The sequence below is a fragment of the Marinicella sediminis genome (assembly GCF_002000055.1).
Taxonomy (GTDB): Bacteria; Pseudomonadota; Gammaproteobacteria; order Xanthomonadales; family Marinicellaceae; genus Marinicella; species Marinicella sediminis.
Genome location: NZ_MVBD01000001.1, coordinates 210,232 through 228,704, shown reverse-complemented (window position 1 = coordinate 228,704; position 18,473 = coordinate 210,232). Strand labels below are relative to the sequence as shown.

Below are 18,473 nucleotides of genomic sequence, written 5' to 3'. Positions count from 1 at the left end.
ATGGCTTTGAATATAGTTGAAAAAATCTGGCAACAACACGTGGTCAATCAACAGGAAGGTTTTCCGGATGTACTGGCCATTGACTTTGCCTTACTGCACGAAGTAACATCAGCTCAAGCCTTTCAGATGCTCGGTGACAGAGGCCTGGGGGTACATGACCCCCGTCGTTTTCTGGCCACCATAGATCACAGCATTCCAACCCGATCAGACCGGCAAAGAATCACAGACCCACAGGCCCGGGCACAAATCGCCGCCCTGCGTGAGAACTGTCAGCGTCAGCAGATAACCTTGTGTGAACCTGACAGTGGAGGACAAGGCATTGTGCATGTCATTGGCCCCGAACTGGGCATTACCCAGCCCGGCATGACCCTGGTTTGCGGCGACTCTCACACAGCCACACACGGTGCTTTTGGTGCGCTGGCTTTTGGTATTGGCACCTCCACCCTGGCACATGTGATGGCCACCGGCGCGTTGTTGATGAATCGGCCTGGAATCATGCAGGTCGCATTCCATGGCGAATTGCCACAGGGGGTTTATGCCAAAGACATGATTTTGCGGCTGATTGCCGATATAGGCATCGATGGCGCCACCGGGCATGTGATCGAATACACCGGTCAGGCAGTGCGTGATTTATCCATGGAACAACGCATGACCTTGTGCAATATGAGCATTGAATGCGGGGCGGTCGCAGGCTTGGTCGCACCGGATGAAACCACCTTCCGGTACCTCAAGGGACGTCCCTACGCTCCGCCGGATGCGCAATGGCAACAAGCCGTTGAACACTGGCAGTCCCGGGCCAGTGATCCCGGTTGTGGCTATGACAAAACGGTCACCGTGGACATCCGTCAATTAACCCCCATGATCAGCTGGGGTACCAACCCCGAACAAAGCATTGCCATTGATCAGCGCATTCCCAATGGGCCTGGTTCTGATCAGGCAGCATTGAATTATGTGGGTCTGAAAGAAGCACAATCCCTGACTGGTGTTCCCGTTGATTGGGCCTTTGTGGGGTCCTGTACCAATGGCCGCATAGAAGACCTCAGGGTGGTGGCCAGCATCCTCAACCAAAAAACCATCGCCCCACATGTCACCATGTATGTGGTCCCCGGCTCAGAAGCAGTTCGTCAACAAGCCATTGAAGAAGGTCTGGATCAGATCATCACCAGGGCCGGTGCTGATTTTCGTATGCCCGGCTGCTCCATGTGCCTGGGTATGAACGATGATCAGGTGCCCGCTGGCGCCCGGTGTATCAGCACCACCAACCGCAACTTCATCGGTCGGCAGGGTACCGGTAGCATCACCCACCTGGCCTCTCCGGCCACCGTGGCAATGAGTGCCGTGGCCGGCCACATCACCACCCAGCTCACCACAATGAATCAACAGGAGGCCTCATGAAAGCTGCCATCAAAACCATCACCGGCAACGTCATACCAATGCCGCTCAATGACATCGATACTGACATCATCATTCCGGCACAACACCTGACTCAAACCAGCCGGGCTGGTTACGGTCAACACGCCTTTGCCCGGCTGAAAAAGGCTGATCCGGAATTTGTCCTCAATCAGCCCCGTTTTGCCAGCGCCACCATCCTGGTGACCGGTGATAACTTTGGTTGCGGTTCATCCCGTGAACACGCCGTCTGGGCCATTCAGGAACTTGGCATCCAGGCAGTGGTGGCGCCCTCTTTTGCTGATATTTTCAGTAACAACGCGCAAAAAAATCATTTACCTTTAATCACCGTTGATCAATCAGTATGTGCTCAGATGGTGGCACTGGCTCACAAAGACAACCACCCTGTCACCATCGACTTACTGACAACCACCCTCTGTGCCGGAGGTCAGCAACATCCATTCACCATCAATCCGTTTTTTCAACACGTACTCACCGCGGGGCTGGATGAGCTGGATTACCTGATGAATCACTTGGCAGCCATCAAAAGACACCATCAAAATGCCGATCAACGCCAGTGTTTTCTGCAACTTGCTGGGGCACTGTCATGAAGCGGATTAACATGGCGGTGTTGGCCGGCGATGGCGTTGGTCCGGAAGTCATGAGACAAACCCTGCGGGTTCTGACAACCGTTGCACCCGATGTTACTCATGAGTCAGGCCTGATCGGTGGCGCTGCCTGGGCTGAGCATAATGACCATTTTCCAAAAGCCACCCGTGAATTGATTGATCGCAGTGATGCGGTGTTATTCGGTTCAGTGGGTGGCCCAGTTGATCAGTCTCATCTGCCACAATGGCATGGTTGTGAAGTGAACTCCATATTGGCCTTGCGTCAATACCTGAACTTATCAGTTAATCACCGGCCGGCCCGGATTTTTCCAGCCCTGCGGAATTTATCACCGCTGAAGAATACCCGCCTGGAAGGTTGTGATGAAGTGTTGATTCTACGGGAATTATCCGGAGACATCTATTTCGGTGAAAAACGCACGTTCGAATCAGATGCAGGGCTGATCGCCGAAGATGTCGCCACTTATACCACCAATCAGATTCGTCACCTGGCTCATGAAGCGTTTCGGACCGCCGCCCAAAGAAAAGCTCAACTGGTCTCGGTGGACAAAGCCAATGTACTGGAAACTTCGAGGTTGTGGCGCCAGATTTTTACCCAGGTAGCCAGCCAATACCCTTCGGTCGAACTGACTCATATGCTGGTCGACAATTGTGCCATGCAGCTGATCATCAACCCGGCTCAGTTTGATGTCATTGCCACAGGTAACCTGTTCGGTGATATATTATCCGATGCCGCCAGCGCCTTGCCCGGCAGCCTGGGAATGATGCCGTCGGCCAGTTTCAATGCCGATGGTTTTGGATTGTATGAACCCTCAGGTGGATCGGCACCACAACTGCAGGGCAAAGACGTGGCCAATCCCATGGCCCAACTGTTGTCTCTGGCATTGTTGTTGCGTCATTCATTGCAACGCAATGAGGCCGCTTCAGCCATCGAACACGCCATTGAACAAACCCTGGATGCCGGTATTCGCACCGCTGACATCTGCCTGACAGGTGAACAAGCCATCGGCACCCGGGCATTCACCGATGAAGTGATCGCCAGACTGAGCCCAAGCTGAACGAACATTCAGTTGTTTTGTGATGCATCACACAACCGCACAAATGTCATGGATCGTGCACTTGTCAGGCCAATACCTGACTTGTATGCTTGACGTTTTTTTTATTCAGGAAATCCCATGAAACAAGTTTTGCCTTTGGCCGTAGTGTTGGTATGTACCAGCGGGTGTCAGTCTGCCGGCAACGATACTGAAACCGCTGACCTGGCACCAGGTGTGATTGAAGTGACTTACCAGGTTAATCAGGATGATCAGGGCAGTTGCCGGCCCCGGTATGAGGCACGCACCCAGTTGAATGAACAGGGCATGCCAACCAATGAAATTTATATCATCCGCGGTGATACGCGGTATTTCGACCCACAAGGCCGGCAAATTGGTTCAATTCCATTTCAACTGAAAATGGCAGATGAAACCATCAGTGTATTGAATGAATTCATTGCCTGCAAGGACTTAACGATTGAGGTGACTGTTGAGGAATGTGTGTATGCATTTGACAGCAAGAACTCAGGTTGTCCGCCCATTGCAATCGAAGGTCAGGAAGGCTTTGGAGATATTGTCTTCATCATTGATGAGCAAACCTGAAAAGGTAAACCACCCACGTACCCGGAGTACAGGCACGTGGGTGGTTGCTCTGATGCAGACAGGCATCACATCATTTCTTCAGCACATGCCTGGGCATTTTTAATGGCATCGGCTTGAATTTGTTCTGTGTTACCGGATTTCTGGGCTGCCAGTACCGCCTCGTAATCGGTTTTTTCAACGTTGCACTCACAGATCTTTTTGCTTTGTTTGCGCATGTCTTTGGGCACACTTTCCAGCTGTGTATTGCAAGCCTTCAGTGCGGCTTCTTTGAGTTCTGCTGCGCTCATGGCATGACAGAATCCAGTTACCATGATCAACACTATAATGGTCATTTTTTTCATACTAAGCTCCCGGTTGGTTGGCTTATTAAAAGGAGCTTCAAGTTATCACATCAAACTGAGAAAAAAGCTTGAAGCCGGTCACAGTTTGATTTTACCACATAGGATTTAACCCGTATCTCACTGATTTTTAATGAAATAATAACCAACAAGCTGAATGAACCTTGTTCTTTGGAGGGCTGGTGAGCAGGTTGCCCCGCCGAACTGGCCGGCAAATGATGCAAGGGTCGGTAAGCCGTTGCCGAAGTCCCCAGATCAAGCCTTAATTAAAAGGATGACATTCGGCACTGACCTGTTCATGATCACAGGCCTGCAGGTATTGCTGTTTGACAATGTCTACCGCCTCATCAAAACGGTCATCCAGGTAATGCATGATTTTCTCTGACAGCACCGAATGAGGATCATGATGACCACTCCACTTAACCAGCTGCAAAATAGAAGGAATCAGGTCAAGGCCTTTGTCAGTGAGGTGATACAGTTTCTGCCGGCCATTTTCCGGGTCTTTGCATTGGGTGATCAAGCCATGTTGCGTGAGTTTTTTTAACCGGTTGGCAAGGATGTTGGTGGCCACGCCCTCATCACTTTCTATGAAGTGTTTATAACGGCAACAGCCGCGGAATAACATGTCACGAATGATCAGGAAACTCCACTTATCGCCCAGTATTTCCAGCACATAAGTCATTGGGCAAACGGTTAATTTATAGGTTTTGTTTTGTGTCATTGGTAAATAATAAACAAAATACTTGCTTTTTGCAAGTTATTAAGTAAACTTGGAATTACTTTCATTTTGCAAGTATTAGAGGTTCCCATGAAACAGTATCTCACTTTTTCCACCTTGTCATTCGTCCTGGTGTTCTTTTTGATTGAGTTGATCATGTCAGCCGACAGTGGCTTTCGCACTTATGCCGGATACAACTGGCTGATCCATACCGAAATCCTCAGTGTCAGCCACATTTTGACCTGGATCGCACAAGGTCTGGTCCTGGGATTTGCAGCCTTTGTCTACCTAAGACCTGAAGAGGGTATGGCAGGCGGCATTCAGTTTGGGGTCATCACCGGATGGCTGTTCACCCTGTTGGTGCTGTTCAACATGATGTGGCAGGTTGAAGCCATTGATTATGGCTTCTTTGCTGAATCACTGTTACCACTGACCGGTTTATATGTCCTGGGATTCACCATCAGTGGCTGGCTGTTTGGCCTGATGTTTGAACTGTTTTCCCCTGAATTCCCTTCCGTCAGACAGCTGTGGTCGCTGGCCTGAGACAAAGAGCAAAACACACCACACAGCACCTCAGGTCAGTCCCCCCTGATAACTTCATACCTGATCGCTGTGTGGTGTTTTACACTGATCTTTTGATCTCAAAACCTCATTCCCCAGCCTTATTGCTTTGGCCCTAATAGTTAAGATTAATGTTCATTCAATACAGGACTCCAACGATACTAAACTTATAACTGTTCATAGAACTCAATTATTCTTTAATTCAATAAAACAATGACTTAATATGAAAGTAAGAAGTAGAAATTGCTCAAGTTGTCAGCTGGTTTTTTTAGATCTATTACCACTTAATACCGATCATAAATCCAGCCAATAGAGCACTCAAAAAACCTTATATGGATGCTGAATGCCAGAGTACACCACTGATGATATAAAAGTTCTTCGCGGCCTGGAGTTAATCAGAAATCGGCCTGGTATGTACTTTCCCACAACTGGCAGAGGCATCGCCATATACCTTTTGGAACAGACCTTAACTTCTATCCTTGACACCAAATTCTGTAGTCAAGCGACTGCGATAGAACTCAAAGTACCCTCTAAGGGAGGACTTATCATCAGATATGATGGAATAGGAATGCCTACTGAGCTTGAGGAGATGCATGGAATTATGCATCCGATCGTATACAAATCAATTATGCAGCCGTTTTTTTTCCTGCGCGAACCCCCTAATTTCATTCAATATGGGCATTTGTGTGAAATTGGCGGTTTCCTGTCTGCTTTCTGCAAGGAATTAACATTGGTAACTGTTAAAGAAGGACATGAGTTCGTCAGTTCATTCTCTTTTGGTGCTGTTCTTACATTGATGTCAAAAATACCACGAAAGGTATACACAGCTAATGAGATATATATATTGTTTGATGAATCCATATTAGATGGCCAACCCATCAATGATACCGATTTACAAAAAGTACTCAAAAATATTGAGTTTGAAAAATACGATTGCAAAGTCACTATCAGTTAACTAATCAATACATAAGCTTGAGGCTCAATTCTCTGTTGTAAGGAAACTCCCTGAATTTTCTATAATTTTCAATTAATCCACCCGACCCACTCCACACATAAAACACCCCGGTCCGGCGTTGTGTATGTGCAGGTAATCAACCTGATCATCACGCAACAAACGCTGCAAGACCGCTTTCAATTCACTTCCTTTGACCACACAGGCATCGGCCATCATACCGGCTGCATCATAGGCCCTGACCGACAACAGACGGTGGTGTAAAAAGGCCGGCACCTCATTGACCGCAGGCGTGGCCTGGATGGCGCCTTGCCTGATGAACACCGGGCCACTGGCGCGGTATGGTGACGCTACCGGGTGGTGGGTGTAACTGATGGCCAATACCCGCTCGCCGGGTTGGGCGTCTTTTAAGGACACCCGACAGGGAAATCCCGGATGTTGATCAGCGATTAACCAGCGGCTGGTTGCTGATGCGGATTGAGGGTTGTCGATTGCGGGGAAGTCTTTGGGATCCAATGCGGTGAATTGAAAGGCAACAGGCATGTCAGCGGCTCCTTTATAAAACCGTCATTATCGGTCGGTTCAGTCCATGATGTTGGCCAGTTACGGAATTGGTATTGGTATTTTATGTCATTGCGAGGAGTGCAGGCTGCGGCGATCTCCTGACGAAAAAGAGCTTCTCTTAGTCACCACCTCTGCCAGCTTAAGCAGGTCCCTCGGCTGCGTTGGGGACAACACCCAACCAACCAACAGCTAGCCACCTGCTAAATAAGAGGCCGTTGGTTTTTCTTGACCATTGCTTCAATAAGCCCCATACAAAAAGGCCAGGCTTTCCAGCGCCGCTTTGGCTTCCTGACATTTGCTGCTCAGCTGGGCCGGGCTGGCCTGCCGGTGTTCCATGGATAATCGCTCCAGCATCTCTTCCAATCCCTGGGTCAGGGCTTCGCCGGTTTGACTGAAGTCCTGATCACCCAATTTTGCATCAATGCCGTGTTGATAATAGTAATGACCGAGTTGGATGATGGGTGCGGCCTGGTTTTGATAATGGATCAGGGCCTGGCGCACCTCATCCGGGCAATGATCAGCAGACACCGCATAAATCCGGGTAAAGGCATAGCTTTTCGCCGCATCGGTTTTGGCCAGCACCCGCATGGCCTGAAGTTTTTGGGGATCATCGGTGCCTTTGGCTTTGTTGGCGGTCAGTTGTTCCAGCACCAGTCGCATCGCGCGCGTGAAGCGCACTTCGTGTTCTTTGGCCACTTCTTCAATGGTGCTGCCCTCACAAGGTTCAGCTTCATCACACTCAATGGGCTGAGGACCCGTGGCACAGCCACTCATCAACAACACCAATAAACCCAAATACCTCATCATCAATCATCCGGTTAACTGGTTTTATTATAAAACAAGCCAGACACAGAACCCATGCCATAACAAAAAAACCACCCAATCGAATGAACGACTGAGTGGTCAGGGGAGGATAATAAATGAAAAAACGGGTTGTATTAAGCCGCTATGCTGCCACTGGTCTCGTCAGATGCATGACGCTCAATGTCCAAAGCCTGTGCCACCGCATTGATGGTGGCTGCGATGCGAATCGATGATTGGATGCCTTCCTTGCTGATGCCATGTTTGCCGATCACCGCGACGTGTGAGTCGATACACAGGCCACAGCCTTCGATGGCAGATACGGCCAAAGAAATCAATTCAAAATCAATTTTCTCAATGCCAGGGTTGGCCATCACATTCATGCGCAGTTTGGCCGGCATGGTGCTGTAGCTTTGATCGCTCACCAGATGGGTGAAGCGGTAGTACACATTGTTCATCGCCATGATGGTGGTGGCGGCTTTGACGGCTTTGATCTCATCAGCAGACAGCACGGTGGAAGCAGAACCGGTGATTCCGCCGATCACATCTGCGTCTTTGGTGGCGTAGGCCGAGCCCAGGGCTACCATGGCGATCTGTTGTTCAGTCAGTCCTGCGGATCCTTCTTCGGTCAGTACACTGCCGAGGTTGAGTTTGATGTCTTTGGCGTATTCCGGTAACGCCGCTTTGAGTGTTTGAATGGTCATGATATGTTCCTCATCAGTGAAGGCCGGCGGTCAGCACCGGCCATTCGTTGTGGGTAAGATAAAATTAATTGTCAGGCTGCGGTGGCTTGTTGCAGGTCGATGGTGTCGTCACCTTTGCTCCAGTTGCAGGGACACAGCTCGTCGGTTTGCAAAGCATCCAGCACACGCAGTACCTCTTTGGGATTGCGGCCGACATTCAGGTCAGTCACCATGGAAAAGCGCACAATACCATCAGGATCAATGATGAACACCGCACGTTGGGCCGCACCTTCCGCTTGATCGAGAATTCCCAAAGCTGAAGTCAACTCACGCTTCACATCGGCGAGCATGGGAATCGGCAAATCGCGCAATTCTTCCTGGTGTTTACGCCAGGCCCAATGGGTGAATTCTGTATCTGTGCTGGCGGTGATCAGCTGTGCGTCGCGATCAGCGAAATCTTCATTCAACTCAGCAAAAGCAGCGATTTCAGTCGGACAGACAAAAGTAAAATCTTTCGGGTAGAAAAACATCACCTGCCATTTGCCAGGGAAACTCTCATTACTGATGTTCACAAATACATTGTCGATGTTGATGTCATCAAATGGTTTGCCATCGACGGCGGTTAAGTTATAAGCGGGAAATTGGTCACCTACGCTGATCATGTTGTGTACTCCTGTTTTAGTGGGTAAAAATGAATTAATAAATTGAAACGATGGGTGTATGTTAGATGCGACGGTGTGATTTGTAAAATTGAATGATTAAATCACAGTGTTCTGATTTTTAGATGACAATGTGACCGGGTTGAAAAACCAACTTGTTTTGTAACATTCAGGCTTTTGGTCAGTTACATGAAGACCAAACAAGAGGAATACCGATGATCAAAATCATTTTCAGGGTCTGCCTGATCGCCACGCTGATGTGTGCATTCAATGCGGTGGCTGAACCAGCCAGGGTCATGCTGATGGGCACTTTTCATTTCGACTCACCAGGCCTTGACGTGGTCAAAACAGAACACATCAATGTCATGGATGAGACCAGCCAGACCTATCTGATCAGGCTCAGTGAACGCATCGCTGCCACCCACCCAACCGTGGTATTGCTGGAATTCAACCCGGCCAGTCATGAAAAAATCAATGACGAGTATCAGCAGTATCTGGCCGGAAACTTTACCTTACCGGCCAATGAAATCTATCAGCTGGGATTCCGGGTAGCCAAACTGGCTGGCCTCAGGGAGGTCCACAGTTTTGATGAACGTGAAGTGCACTGGCAGGGGCAACGCCTGATGGACCACCTGAGTAACCACGAACCTGAGGTGATGCAACAACTGCAACAGAAAATTGCCGAAGTCACGGCTGAGATGCAGGCCGACCATCAGTCACTCAGCCTGCAACAACTGCTGGTGAAAAACAATGAGGCCAAAACTGATCAGCACAACATGGATTTTTACCTGTATACCAATGCCGTGGGCGCTGGACAGGATTTTGTTGGTGCAGATGCCACAGCCAGTTGGTGGCACCGCAACTTCCGCATGTACGCAAAGATGCAGCAACACGCTTCACCGGGCGCCAGGCTGTTTGTTTTGGGCGGTCAGGGCCACACCGCCATCCTCAGACAATTATTGAACATTGACCGCCGCTTGACTGAACAGCCGGTGTTGCCCGTATTACAAGGTCAGCGCTGAGAATGATTCAAGTGTGATCAGCCAGTAAGTCCTGATGCCCGGGGTGTTTGCTGATGTAGGCTTCAACAAAAGAACAGCCTGGAATGACCTTTAAATGATTGACCCGGGCATAAGCCAGGGCGTATTTGACCAGTTCGGTGCCGATGCCACGGCCGCCAAGGGCTTTTGGAACAATGGTGTGGTTGTAGTTGATCACCCCGTCTTCAAGCAGGTAGGACAGGTAACCCACATGGTCATCCAGGTGGACTTCAAAGCGGTGGGCGTCGGTGTTGTGTTCAATGTGTGTCAGCATGTAGACTCCTCTGTCTGACCACCTCAAAAAGGGTCACCCCGGTGGCCACCGCCACGTTGAGGCTTTGCACCGCTCCGGCCATGGGTAAATCAATCAGGTGGTCACAGGATTGTTTCACCAGGTGTCTCAGGCCCTTTCCCTCATTACCCATGACAATGGCCACAGGGCCGCTCAGGTCAGTCTGGTAAATGCTCTGACTGGTCTCATCCAGTGCGGTGCCGTATACCCAGACACCGGCCTGCTTGATGGCTTCTATGGCACGTACCAGGTTGGTGACCTGAAAGATTTCAAGGTGTTCAACCGCTCCGGCTGCGGTTTTGTGCGTGACGGCGGTGATGGAAGCGGATTTATCTTTGCTGAACACCACTGCAGTCACTCCGGCGGCATCGGCACTGCGCAGACAGGCGCCGAGGTTGCGTGGATCTTCAATACAGTCCAATACCAAAATCAGCGGATTCTGCCAGTTTACGAGTTGCTTTTTGAGGTCCTTTTCTGTCTTCAGCTGAACGCCACGAATACGTGCCACGACGCCCTGATGACGGTCGTTCACCAGGCGATCCAAGTCTTGTAGGGAAACCCGGCTCAATGGCAATCGAGATTGTTCGGCCAGCTTGAGTAAATTCAGCAACCGTTTGTTTTGCGCGTCTTTCTGCAACCAGATTTCAGCGACCTGCTCTCCTGCTTTCAGCGCCAGTTCAACCGCATGAATACCAAAGATCAATTGAGGCTTGTCATCACTCATGATTGCTTTTTGCGGCGACGCCTGTTCTTTCCTTTGGGTTGACCTTTTTTGGGTTTCTCGGGTTTTTTCCCGGTACCTTTGCTGCGACCATCAACGGACTTGTCTGCTTTGGGTTTTTTCAATTCGCCTTTGGCATTCAATTTGCCCACATACTCAAAATCAATGCGCCGGTCATCCAGATCCACTGCTGCGATCTTAACCATCAGGTGATCGGTCAGGCGAAACTCGTTGCCACCGCGCTCACCCGTCAACTGATGTTTAATGCCATCATAATGGTAATAGTCATTGGGCAATGAAGTCACATGAATCAAACCATCAACCTGATAATTTTCCAGCTGCACAAACAAACCAAAGCGGGTCACACCTGAGACTGTTCCAGACATTTCATCACCAATGAATTGTTGCATGAACAAACATTTCAACCGGGCGTCCACCTCCCTGGAAGCCGTTTCTGCCCGGCGCTCGGTCATTGAACATTGTTTATTGATGTCTATTGCCTGGGCTTCGGAGTATTGATAAGGCTCATTTTTGTGATACACAATGTGATCAATGGCACGATGCACCATGAGGTCCGGATAACGACGGATGGGTGAAGTAAAGTGAGCGTAATGGGTCAGTGCAAGGCCAAAGTGGCCGGCATTTTCAGCTTCATAGGTGGCCAGCGACTGAGAACGTAAAACCACCTGCTCAATGAGGTTCTTGTCTTCCCTGTGTTTGATCTGATTGAGCAGCTTGGTCAGGTCCTTGGGCGTCGGGTTTTCGCGAAAATCGGGTTTCACACCCAAGCCTTTGAGGAACGTCACCAGGTCTTTGATTTTTCCTTCCGGTGGCGGATTGTGACAGCGGAATGAAGCGGGTACACCATGCTTTTCGATGAATTTCGCTGCACACACATTGGCAGAAATCATGAAGTTTTCTATCAATTTGTGGGCATCATTCCGGGTGTAGGGCTGGATGTCATCGACCATACCATCCTCGCCAATGTGAATGAACACATCGGTTGAGTTGAACTCAATACCACCACGGGCATGTTTTTCCTGTTGCAGAATTTTGAACAGCTGATACTGGTGATCCAGTGATTCAGTGACCGATGCCGGCCAATCAGCTTTCGCCTCGCCCTGATCCAGATAATGCCAGGCTTCATCATAAGTGATGCGGGCATGGGAATGCATCAAGCCCCGGTAAAACTCATAGGACTGAATCTCACCACTGTAATTAAAGTGCATCTCACAAACCATGCTCAGACGATCAACATGAGGGTTCAGTGAACAAATGCCGTTGGACAGCTCCAGCGGCAGCATGGGAATCACCCGGCCTGGAAAATACACCGAAGTACCTCTGTTGAACGCTTCTTTGTCCAGCGGGTATTCCGGTCGCACATAAGTAGACACATCAGCAATCGCCACCAACAATTTATAGCCATTGTCGGTGGGCTCCGCGTAAACCGCATCATCAAAGTCACGGGCATCAGCGCCGTCAATGGTAACCAGTGGCAAATGTCTGATGTCTTTGTGTGGCCCCAGATGTGATGCCTTGACCTCTGTGGGAATCTGATTCCGGTATTGCTCGACCGCCGTGGGCCATTCATGTGGCAGGCCCTCACTGACAATGGTCAGTTGCATCGACAATTCATGATTCAGCTGCTGACCCAATATGGCAATCACTTCGCCAAAAGCCGGACGGTGTTTTTCCGGGTATTTTTTAATACTGACCGTGACATAGTCATTGTGAGTAGCGGTACCCATGGCTTCACGGGGAATCATGATGTCACCAATCCTTGAGTTATCTGCTTTCAGATAAGCCAGGCCTTCTTCGTCTACCAGACGGCCAGCCACAGTGGCGTGAGCCCGACTGAGCACTTCAACGATAAAGGCGTCCAGTTTGCCACCGCCTTTGTGGGAAGATTGCACATCAGCCAACACCACATCACCATCCATGACGCTGCGCATTTGTTTGGGTGTGATGAAAGCATCTTCATCCAGCTCATCTGATACCAGAAACCCAAAACCATCGGGGTGGGCACTGATGCGCCCCTGGGTCAGTTCTAGTTTTGTGCGCACACCATAACCACCTCGACGGTTGACCAGCAGCTGACCATCACGCACCATGCTGCGCAGGCGGTGTTTAAGCCCTTCCAGCTGATCATCGTTCTGAATGCCGATTTTGATGGCAATGGATTCAAGTTTGAGCAGTTTTTGTTCCTGTTCCAGGAAATTAATGAGGGCGGTTCTGCTGGGGATGGGATGTTCGTATTTTTTGACCTGTTCGGAAAACTCCGGATCAGGGATGTTAAAAGGGTTTTTCATGGCGCCATTATAGTTGAATGACCGCTGACTTTCACATAAATAACCACAGTGTCACAAAATGATTGCCTGAAGCCAGGCACAATGACTCACTGCAGACACTTTCATTGGTGCTAAAATAGGACCACAAGAAAATAGAGACTCACATGATCAAAGCCGAAATCGTAGAAGACATTGTCAATAAAGCTGAACAGTTTATTCCGGAAGACCTGAAAACCATGCGTCAGGACTTCGCCAAAAACATGAAATCCATCCTCACAGCCAGTCTGCAAAAAGCCGACCTGGTCACCCGCGAAGAATTTGAAGTACAAAAAGCGGTGTTGGCCAAAACCCGGGCCAAACTGGAAGCCCTGGAAAAATTAGTGGACGAACTGGACAACTGAGCATCCCTGTCATGAAACACACTTTCCTGTGCCTGATACTTTGGACCACCATCAGCTGGGGCATCGAATCGCCTGTTTTGACGTCCACCCAGAACCAATCATTTCCCACCATTGTGCGGGTATATTTTGAGGAAGCCGCCCAACTTCAACCGGTGTCTGACCGGCTGGATATGTGGGCAGTGAATGCCGATCAGCGTTTTGCTGTTGTTTATCTGCAAGATGAACAGGAGCTCAACTGGCTACTGGCGAAAGGCTTACCACTCAGAGCAGATCAGCACATGATCAACAACTGGCAGCAGGGACTGGAGCAGTCAACCCGGGCGACCAATGGCAGCGGCATACCGGGCTTCAGTTGCTATGGAACAGTGGCTGAAACTTTTCAGCGCATGGACCAAATGGTGAACGATCATCCCGATCTGGCAGCCATCATTGACATCGGCGATAGCTGGGAGAAACAAAACCTCAGCAACGCTGGTTCAGACCTGAAAGTCCTGCAGTTAACCAATCAGAACATCCCCGGCGATAAACCCATATTATTTATGGCTTCTTCAATTCACGCCAGGGAATACACCACCGCTGAACTGAATACCCGTTTTGCCGAACACTTACTCAGTCAATATGGGGTGGATGCTGATGTCACCTGGATTCTCGATCATCACGAAATTCAATTGTCACTGATCACCAACCCGGACGGCCGTGAACAAGCCCAGACCGGCATCTTATGGCGCAAAAACACCAACCAGAGTTATTGTTCACCAAACAGCAATGACCGCGGGGTAGACCTCAACCGCAATTATCCCTTCCAATGGGACATAGGCGGCTCATCCAACGAGTGCAGTGAAACCTATCGGGGACCGGCTGCTGCCACCGAGCCGGAAATCAGTGCGCAAATGAATCACCTGAGACAAATCTTTGATGACAACCGGGGAACCGGCCCCAACGACGCTGCGCCGGCAGACACACCGGGCATATTTATTGACATCCACAGTTTCAGTGAGCTGATGTTGTGGCCATGGGGCTACACCAACAACAACACCGCCAATGACAACCAATTGCAGGCATTGGGTAAACGCACCGCCTGGTTCAACCAATACCGTCCGCAACCAGTCAATGACCTGGTGATTACCGGCGGCGGTTCCATTGATGCCATTTATGGTGAATTGGGCGTGGCTTCGCTGGCATTTGAACTGGGCACTGCTTTTTTTCAGGATTGTGCTACTTTTGAAAGCACCATATATCCGGATAACCTGCAGGCCCTGATCTATCTGGCCAGGGTTGCTCAGCTGCCTTATCAGCAGCCATTGGGCCCTGACATAGAACAACTGACCGTGATTCCCAATGTCGTCACATCAGCCAGCCAGCTACTCGTCAGTGGTGTGGCCAATGATGACCGCTACAACCAAAGCAACGGTGCACAGACCACCGGCAATGTACAAACCGTCACTGCATACCTCAACCAATTACCAATCAAGGCGATTTCCGGCCAGGCACTGACTGCTGTGGATGGTGCTTTTGATGAAACCGCCGAAGCTTTTTCCGGCACCATCAACAGTCAAGGTCTGCCTTTGGGGCAGCACCTCATATATGTACAAGCCTCTGACGGCACCCACGAAGGCGGTACTTATGCAAGGTTTGTAGATGTGGTTGAAGCAAGTCAGGTAGCCCGTTTATCCGGATCAGTCACCGATGCCCTCACTGGCTTACCCATTGACCAGGCTTTATTGACCATCAATCAGTCTCAGGCCCTTTCTCAAGCCAATGGCAGTTATCAGCAATTCATCAAACCAGGCACTGCTGACCTGGTGGTAAGTGCAGCAGAATATGCCACCTTAACGTTGGATAACCTGACCCTGTCAGCAGGTGATGAGTTAACCCAAAACATTGAATTACAACCTTTCTGCGATGTGCTGAATGATGATGTGGAAAGCGGTTCTCAGCTGTGGCAGTCCGACAACCCCTGGGCCATCAGCAACGAACAAAGCGCCAGTCCGACCCATGCCTGGACCGACAGCCCGGGAGGGAATTACAGCGATGACCTGAACATCAGTCTGATGTCCCAATCAATCAACATTGCCTCAACGGACCGTTTGGAACTGTCTTACATGAGTCTGTGTGACACTGAAGCAGGTTATGATTACGGTTACACCGAAGTGCAGTTTGACGGTGGCAACTGGCAACAATTGAACCGCTGTGACAATCAAAACAATTGGCAACCACAAACCCACCTCATTGAACCGCCTGTTAACAGTACCCAGTTGCGAATCCGCTTTCGGCTGGAAACCGACGGCTCGGTCACCCGTGATGGCTGGTACCTGGATGATTTTCGGTTGAGGACTTCAGGTGCAGCTTGCGAAGGCCTGTTTAATGACCTGATCTTTGCCAATAATTTTGAGGTCATTGTCGATTAGACACAATTATTATCATAATAACGTTGGCTAATTGACGCCACTTCAGTTAAAGTACGCCACCCGCACAACAAGCGGAAGACGAAAGTCTATAAGCGTGCGTCGAATAACAGCGTCTCAAACATTCTTCTGATATTTCCCGCACAAACCCATGACCAGGGCCAGTTCAACAACACTGTGACCCTGCGAGCTCATGGCACCACGTGCCTGACTCATTAACCGGATATACAGATGAAATTCACCGAACTCGGTCTGTCTGCGCCCTTACAAAAAGCGGTTGCAGCACAAGGCTATGACACCCCCTCGCCCATCCAGGCTCAAGCCATTCCTGCCGTTTTGACTGGTAAAGATGTGATGGCAGCAGCCCAGACCGGTACCGGCAAGACCGCCGGCTTTACCCTACCGATCCTCGAACGCCTCAGTCAGGGCCAATCAGCCAGATTCAATCAGGTTCGTGCTTTGATATTAACCCCCACCCGTGAACTGGCCGCTCAGGTCGAAGCCAGCGTAGTGACATATGGCAAGCACTTGGACATCCGATCGACCGTGGTCTTTGGCGGGGTTAAAATCAACCCCCAAATGATGCGGCTGCGACGTGGCGTAGATGTACTGGTGGCGACTCCTGGCCGCCTGCTGGACTTGTACAGTCAAAACGCTGTGCATTTTGATGACCTGGAAGTTTTGGTGCTGGATGAAGCCGATCGCATGCTGGATATGGGGTTCATTCACGACATCAAACGCATCATTAAACTGCTGCCTAAAAAACGTCAGAACCTGATGTTTTCAGCTACTTTTTCTCCAGAAATCAAACAACTGGCGAAAACCATCACCCACCACCCCATTGAAATAGCCATCAATCCGGAAGTGACAACGGCTGAAAAAGTGGCCCAGGTGATGCACCCGGTGGATAAAAAACGCAAGAAGGAATTGTTGCTGCATCTGGTGGCCAACGGTCAATGGCAACAGGTGCTGGTCTTCAGCCGCACCAAACACGGTGCCAATAAGTTATCTGACTACCTGAACAAATTCGGTGTTTCTTCAATGGCCATTCACGGCAACAAGAGCCAGGGTGCCCGTACCAAAGCACTGGCACAATTCAAACAAGGTAAAGTGAGGGTACTGGTGGCCACTGACATCGCGGCCCGCGGTATTGACATCGACCTGTTACCTCATGTGGTCAATGTTGATTTACCCAATGTACCGGAAGATTATGTACATCGCATCGGCCGGACCGGCCGTGCCGGTGCCAATGGCGAAGCCGTCTCATTGGTCAGTGCCGATGAATACCAACAGTTGTTTGACATCGAAAAACTGCTGGGCCACCCATTGAAACGTGAATATGTGGATGACTATGAACCCACACACGATGTGCCGGTTTCTAAAAAGGCCATGCGTACACAGCAAAGTGTCACCAAAGCATCCCATAAACGCCCACAAAAGCCAGGCAAAAAACCCAACAACACACAAGCAGCAAAATCCACTCAACGGCCCTGGGATGCTGAACAGAAGAAAAAAATCAAAAAGCCCAAAAAACGCCCCTTTGTCAAAGCCGCTGTGAAAGAAAAATGGGCCAACCGTTCAGAAGAAGAAAACCAGGCAGCCAGAGCTCGCAGCCAAAAAGCCAAGCAAGGTCAGCCAAGATCTCAAAACAGAGATGACAATGACGACAACCGTGGCAATCAACGCAAACCCTTCAAAGGTAAGAAACCAACTCAAGGACAGCGCAGTGGTCAGGGAGCCCGTTCAGGAAAAGGCGGTTACCAGGGCAAAGCCAAATCAGCAGGCCAACGTTCCGGTAAACCCTCCGGCAATCAACGCAATAAAAGCAACCGTTCCGGCAACAGCAGACCATCGCGTCACCGTTCAGCGGGTTAATGGTCATGAAGATCGGGGTTTTTGTTGATGTGCAAAACATCTACTACACCACCCGTGAAGCATTGGGCCGGCCATTCAATTATCGGGCCTTCTGGCAGGAATTATCTGCCAGAGGCCAGATCACTGTCGCCAATGCCTATGCCATCAAGCGCAATGATGACAGTCAGATCAAATTCCAGGACGCCCTCCGGCATATCGGCTTTACGGTTAAACTGAAACCCTTTATTCAACGTCAGGACGGTTCAGCCAAAGGTGACTGGGATGTGGGCATCACCATCGACATCATGGAAGCTGCGCATGATTTGGATCTGCTGGTGCTGTTGTCCGGAGACGGTGATTTTGCCATGCTGTTACAGCACATCAGGCAAAAACACCAACTGAAAAGTGAAGTGATCAGTGTCGAAGCCCTCACTGCTGACGCCCTGATTCAGGCCAGCAATCAATACACCCCAATCCGCAGCCGTTGGTTACAAAACCAGTAATCAGCCATCCATATGACATGATGGCTGCAAAAAAAAGGCCT

At 49.9% G+C, this 18,473-nt stretch carries 20 protein-coding genes; 11 read left to right on the top strand and 9 right to left on the bottom strand.

Features of this window, described 5'->3' with window-relative positions; genetic code table 11:
* The 4 genes from leuC (at position 1) to B0475_RS01090 (ending at position 3,652) form a co-directional block, all read left to right on the top strand.
* A complete protein-coding gene (gene leuC / locus B0475_RS01105) occupies positions 1-1,395 on the top strand; it encodes a 3-isopropylmalate dehydratase large subunit (RefSeq protein WP_077409567.1) in 1,395 nt (464 codons plus the stop codon).
* Positions 1,392-2,000, top strand: coding sequence for a 3-isopropylmalate dehydratase small subunit (gene leuD / locus B0475_RS01100; RefSeq protein ID WP_077409566.1), 609 nt, complete (start codon positions 1,392-1,394; stop codon positions 1,998-2,000). The genes leuC and leuD overlap by 4 nt, the downstream gene beginning before the upstream one ends.
* On the top strand, positions 1,997-3,073 hold the full coding sequence (gene leuB, locus B0475_RS01095) for a 3-isopropylmalate dehydrogenase (RefSeq protein ID WP_077409565.1): 1,077 nt from the start codon (positions 1,997-1,999) through the stop codon (positions 3,071-3,073). The genes leuD and leuB overlap by 4 nt, the downstream gene beginning before the upstream one ends.
* A gap of 117 nt (positions 3,074-3,190) precedes the next feature.
* Positions 3,191-3,652, top strand: coding sequence for a hypothetical protein (locus B0475_RS01090; RefSeq protein ID WP_077409564.1), 462 nt, complete (start codon positions 3,191-3,193; stop codon positions 3,650-3,652).
* 65 nt (positions 3,653-3,717) lie between these two features.
* Here the strand turns inward: B0475_RS01090 and B0475_RS01085 are convergent, their stop codons facing one another.
* Together B0475_RS01085 and B0475_RS01080 are read right to left on the bottom strand one after the other, a co-directional pair.
* Entirely contained in the window at positions 3,718-3,993 is a 276-nt protein-coding gene (locus B0475_RS01085) for a hypothetical protein (protein WP_077409563.1), read from the bottom strand.
* A gap of 259 nt (positions 3,994-4,252) precedes the next feature.
* Positions 4,253-4,711, bottom strand: coding sequence for a winged helix-turn-helix transcriptional regulator (locus B0475_RS01080; RefSeq protein WP_077409562.1), 459 nt, complete (start codon positions 4,709-4,711; stop codon positions 4,253-4,255).
* 87 nt (positions 4,712-4,798) lie between these two features.
* Between B0475_RS01080 and B0475_RS01075 the strand changes: the two genes are divergently transcribed.
* The gene (locus tag B0475_RS01075; RefSeq protein WP_077409561.1) at positions 4,799-5,251 is read left to right on the top strand and encodes a hypothetical protein; all 453 of its coding nucleotides are present in this window, start codon (positions 4,799-4,801) and stop codon (positions 5,249-5,251) included.
* A gap of 361 nt (positions 5,252-5,612) precedes the next feature.
* The gene (locus tag B0475_RS01070; protein ID WP_077409560.1) at positions 5,613-6,224 is read left to right on the top strand and encodes a hypothetical protein; all 612 of its coding nucleotides are present in this window, start codon (positions 5,613-5,615) and stop codon (positions 6,222-6,224) included.
* 72 nt (positions 6,225-6,296) lie between these two features.
* Here the strand turns inward: B0475_RS01070 and B0475_RS01065 are convergent, their stop codons facing one another.
* The 4 genes from B0475_RS01065 to B0475_RS01050 all read right to left on the bottom strand — a co-directional run bounded on the left by B0475_RS01065 (position 6,297) and on the right by B0475_RS01050 (position 8,931).
* Positions 6,297-6,764 (bottom strand): DUF1203 domain-containing protein, encoded by a 468-nt coding sequence (locus tag B0475_RS01065; protein ID WP_077409559.1) that lies wholly within the window; start codon positions 6,762-6,764, stop codon positions 6,297-6,299.
* Positions 6,765-7,022: 258 nt separating this feature from the next.
* A complete protein-coding gene (locus B0475_RS01060) occupies positions 7,023-7,592 on the bottom strand; it encodes a hypothetical protein (RefSeq protein WP_077409558.1) in 570 nt (189 codons plus the stop codon).
* A 131-nt stretch (positions 7,593-7,723) separates the two neighbouring features.
* Positions 7,724-8,290: a carboxymuconolactone decarboxylase family protein gene (locus tag B0475_RS01055; RefSeq protein WP_077409557.1), complete on the bottom strand. Its 567-nt coding sequence runs from the start codon at positions 8,288-8,290 to the stop codon at positions 7,724-7,726.
* A 71-nt stretch (positions 8,291-8,361) separates the two neighbouring features.
* Positions 8,362-8,931 (bottom strand): peroxiredoxin, encoded by a 570-nt coding sequence (locus tag B0475_RS01050; protein ID WP_077409556.1) that lies wholly within the window; start codon positions 8,929-8,931, stop codon positions 8,362-8,364.
* A 212-nt stretch (positions 8,932-9,143) separates the two neighbouring features.
* On the opposite strand from B0475_RS01050, the gene B0475_RS01045 reads away from it, so the two are divergent.
* Positions 9,144-9,950: a DUF5694 domain-containing protein gene (locus B0475_RS01045; RefSeq protein ID WP_157892579.1), complete on the top strand. Its 807-nt coding sequence runs from the start codon at positions 9,144-9,146 to the stop codon at positions 9,948-9,950.
* A 7-nt stretch (positions 9,951-9,957) separates the two neighbouring features.
* Here B0475_RS01045 and B0475_RS01040 read toward each other — a convergent pair whose 3' ends face one another.
* From B0475_RS01040 to rnr, 3 genes are read right to left on the bottom strand one after another with little or no spacing between them, the layout of a single operon-like run.
* Entirely contained in the window at positions 9,958-10,242 is a 285-nt protein-coding gene (locus B0475_RS01040) for a GNAT family N-acetyltransferase (RefSeq protein ID WP_077409554.1), read from the bottom strand.
* The gene (rlmB, locus tag B0475_RS01035) at positions 10,226-10,984 is read right to left on the bottom strand and encodes a 23S rRNA (guanosine(2251)-2'-O)-methyltransferase RlmB (protein ID WP_077409553.1); all 759 of its coding nucleotides are present in this window, start codon (positions 10,982-10,984) and stop codon (positions 10,226-10,228) included. The genes B0475_RS01040 and rlmB overlap by 17 nt, the downstream gene beginning before the upstream one ends.
* Positions 10,981-13,290, bottom strand: a complete 2,310-nt coding sequence (rnr, locus tag B0475_RS01030; RefSeq protein WP_077409552.1) for a ribonuclease R — start codon at positions 13,288-13,290, stop codon at positions 10,981-10,983. The genes rlmB and rnr overlap by 4 nt, the downstream gene beginning before the upstream one ends.
* A gap of 143 nt (positions 13,291-13,433) precedes the next feature.
* Here rnr and B0475_RS01025 point away from each other — a divergent pair, with 143 nt between their 5' ends.
* The 4 genes from B0475_RS01025 to B0475_RS01010 all read left to right on the top strand — a co-directional run bounded on the left by B0475_RS01025 (position 13,434) and on the right by B0475_RS01010 (position 18,432).
* Positions 13,434-13,670 carry an accessory factor UbiK family protein gene (locus B0475_RS01025; RefSeq protein WP_077409551.1) on the top strand — a complete coding sequence of 79 codons (237 nt, stop codon included), beginning with the start codon at positions 13,434-13,436 and terminating at the stop codon, positions 13,668-13,670.
* A gap of 11 nt (positions 13,671-13,681) precedes the next feature.
* Positions 13,682-16,078, top strand: coding sequence for a M14 family zinc carboxypeptidase (locus tag B0475_RS01020; protein WP_077409550.1), 2,397 nt, complete (start codon positions 13,682-13,684; stop codon positions 16,076-16,078).
* 228 nt (positions 16,079-16,306) lie between these two features.
* Positions 16,307-17,950: a DEAD/DEAH box helicase gene (locus tag B0475_RS01015; RefSeq protein ID WP_077409549.1), complete on the top strand. Its 1,644-nt coding sequence runs from the start codon at positions 16,307-16,309 to the stop codon at positions 17,948-17,950.
* A gap of 5 nt (positions 17,951-17,955) precedes the next feature.
* Positions 17,956-18,432, top strand: coding sequence for a LabA-like NYN domain-containing protein (locus tag B0475_RS01010; RefSeq protein WP_332835493.1), 477 nt, complete (start codon positions 17,956-17,958; stop codon positions 18,430-18,432).
* The last annotated feature ends 41 nt before the right edge of the window (positions 18,433-18,473 follow it).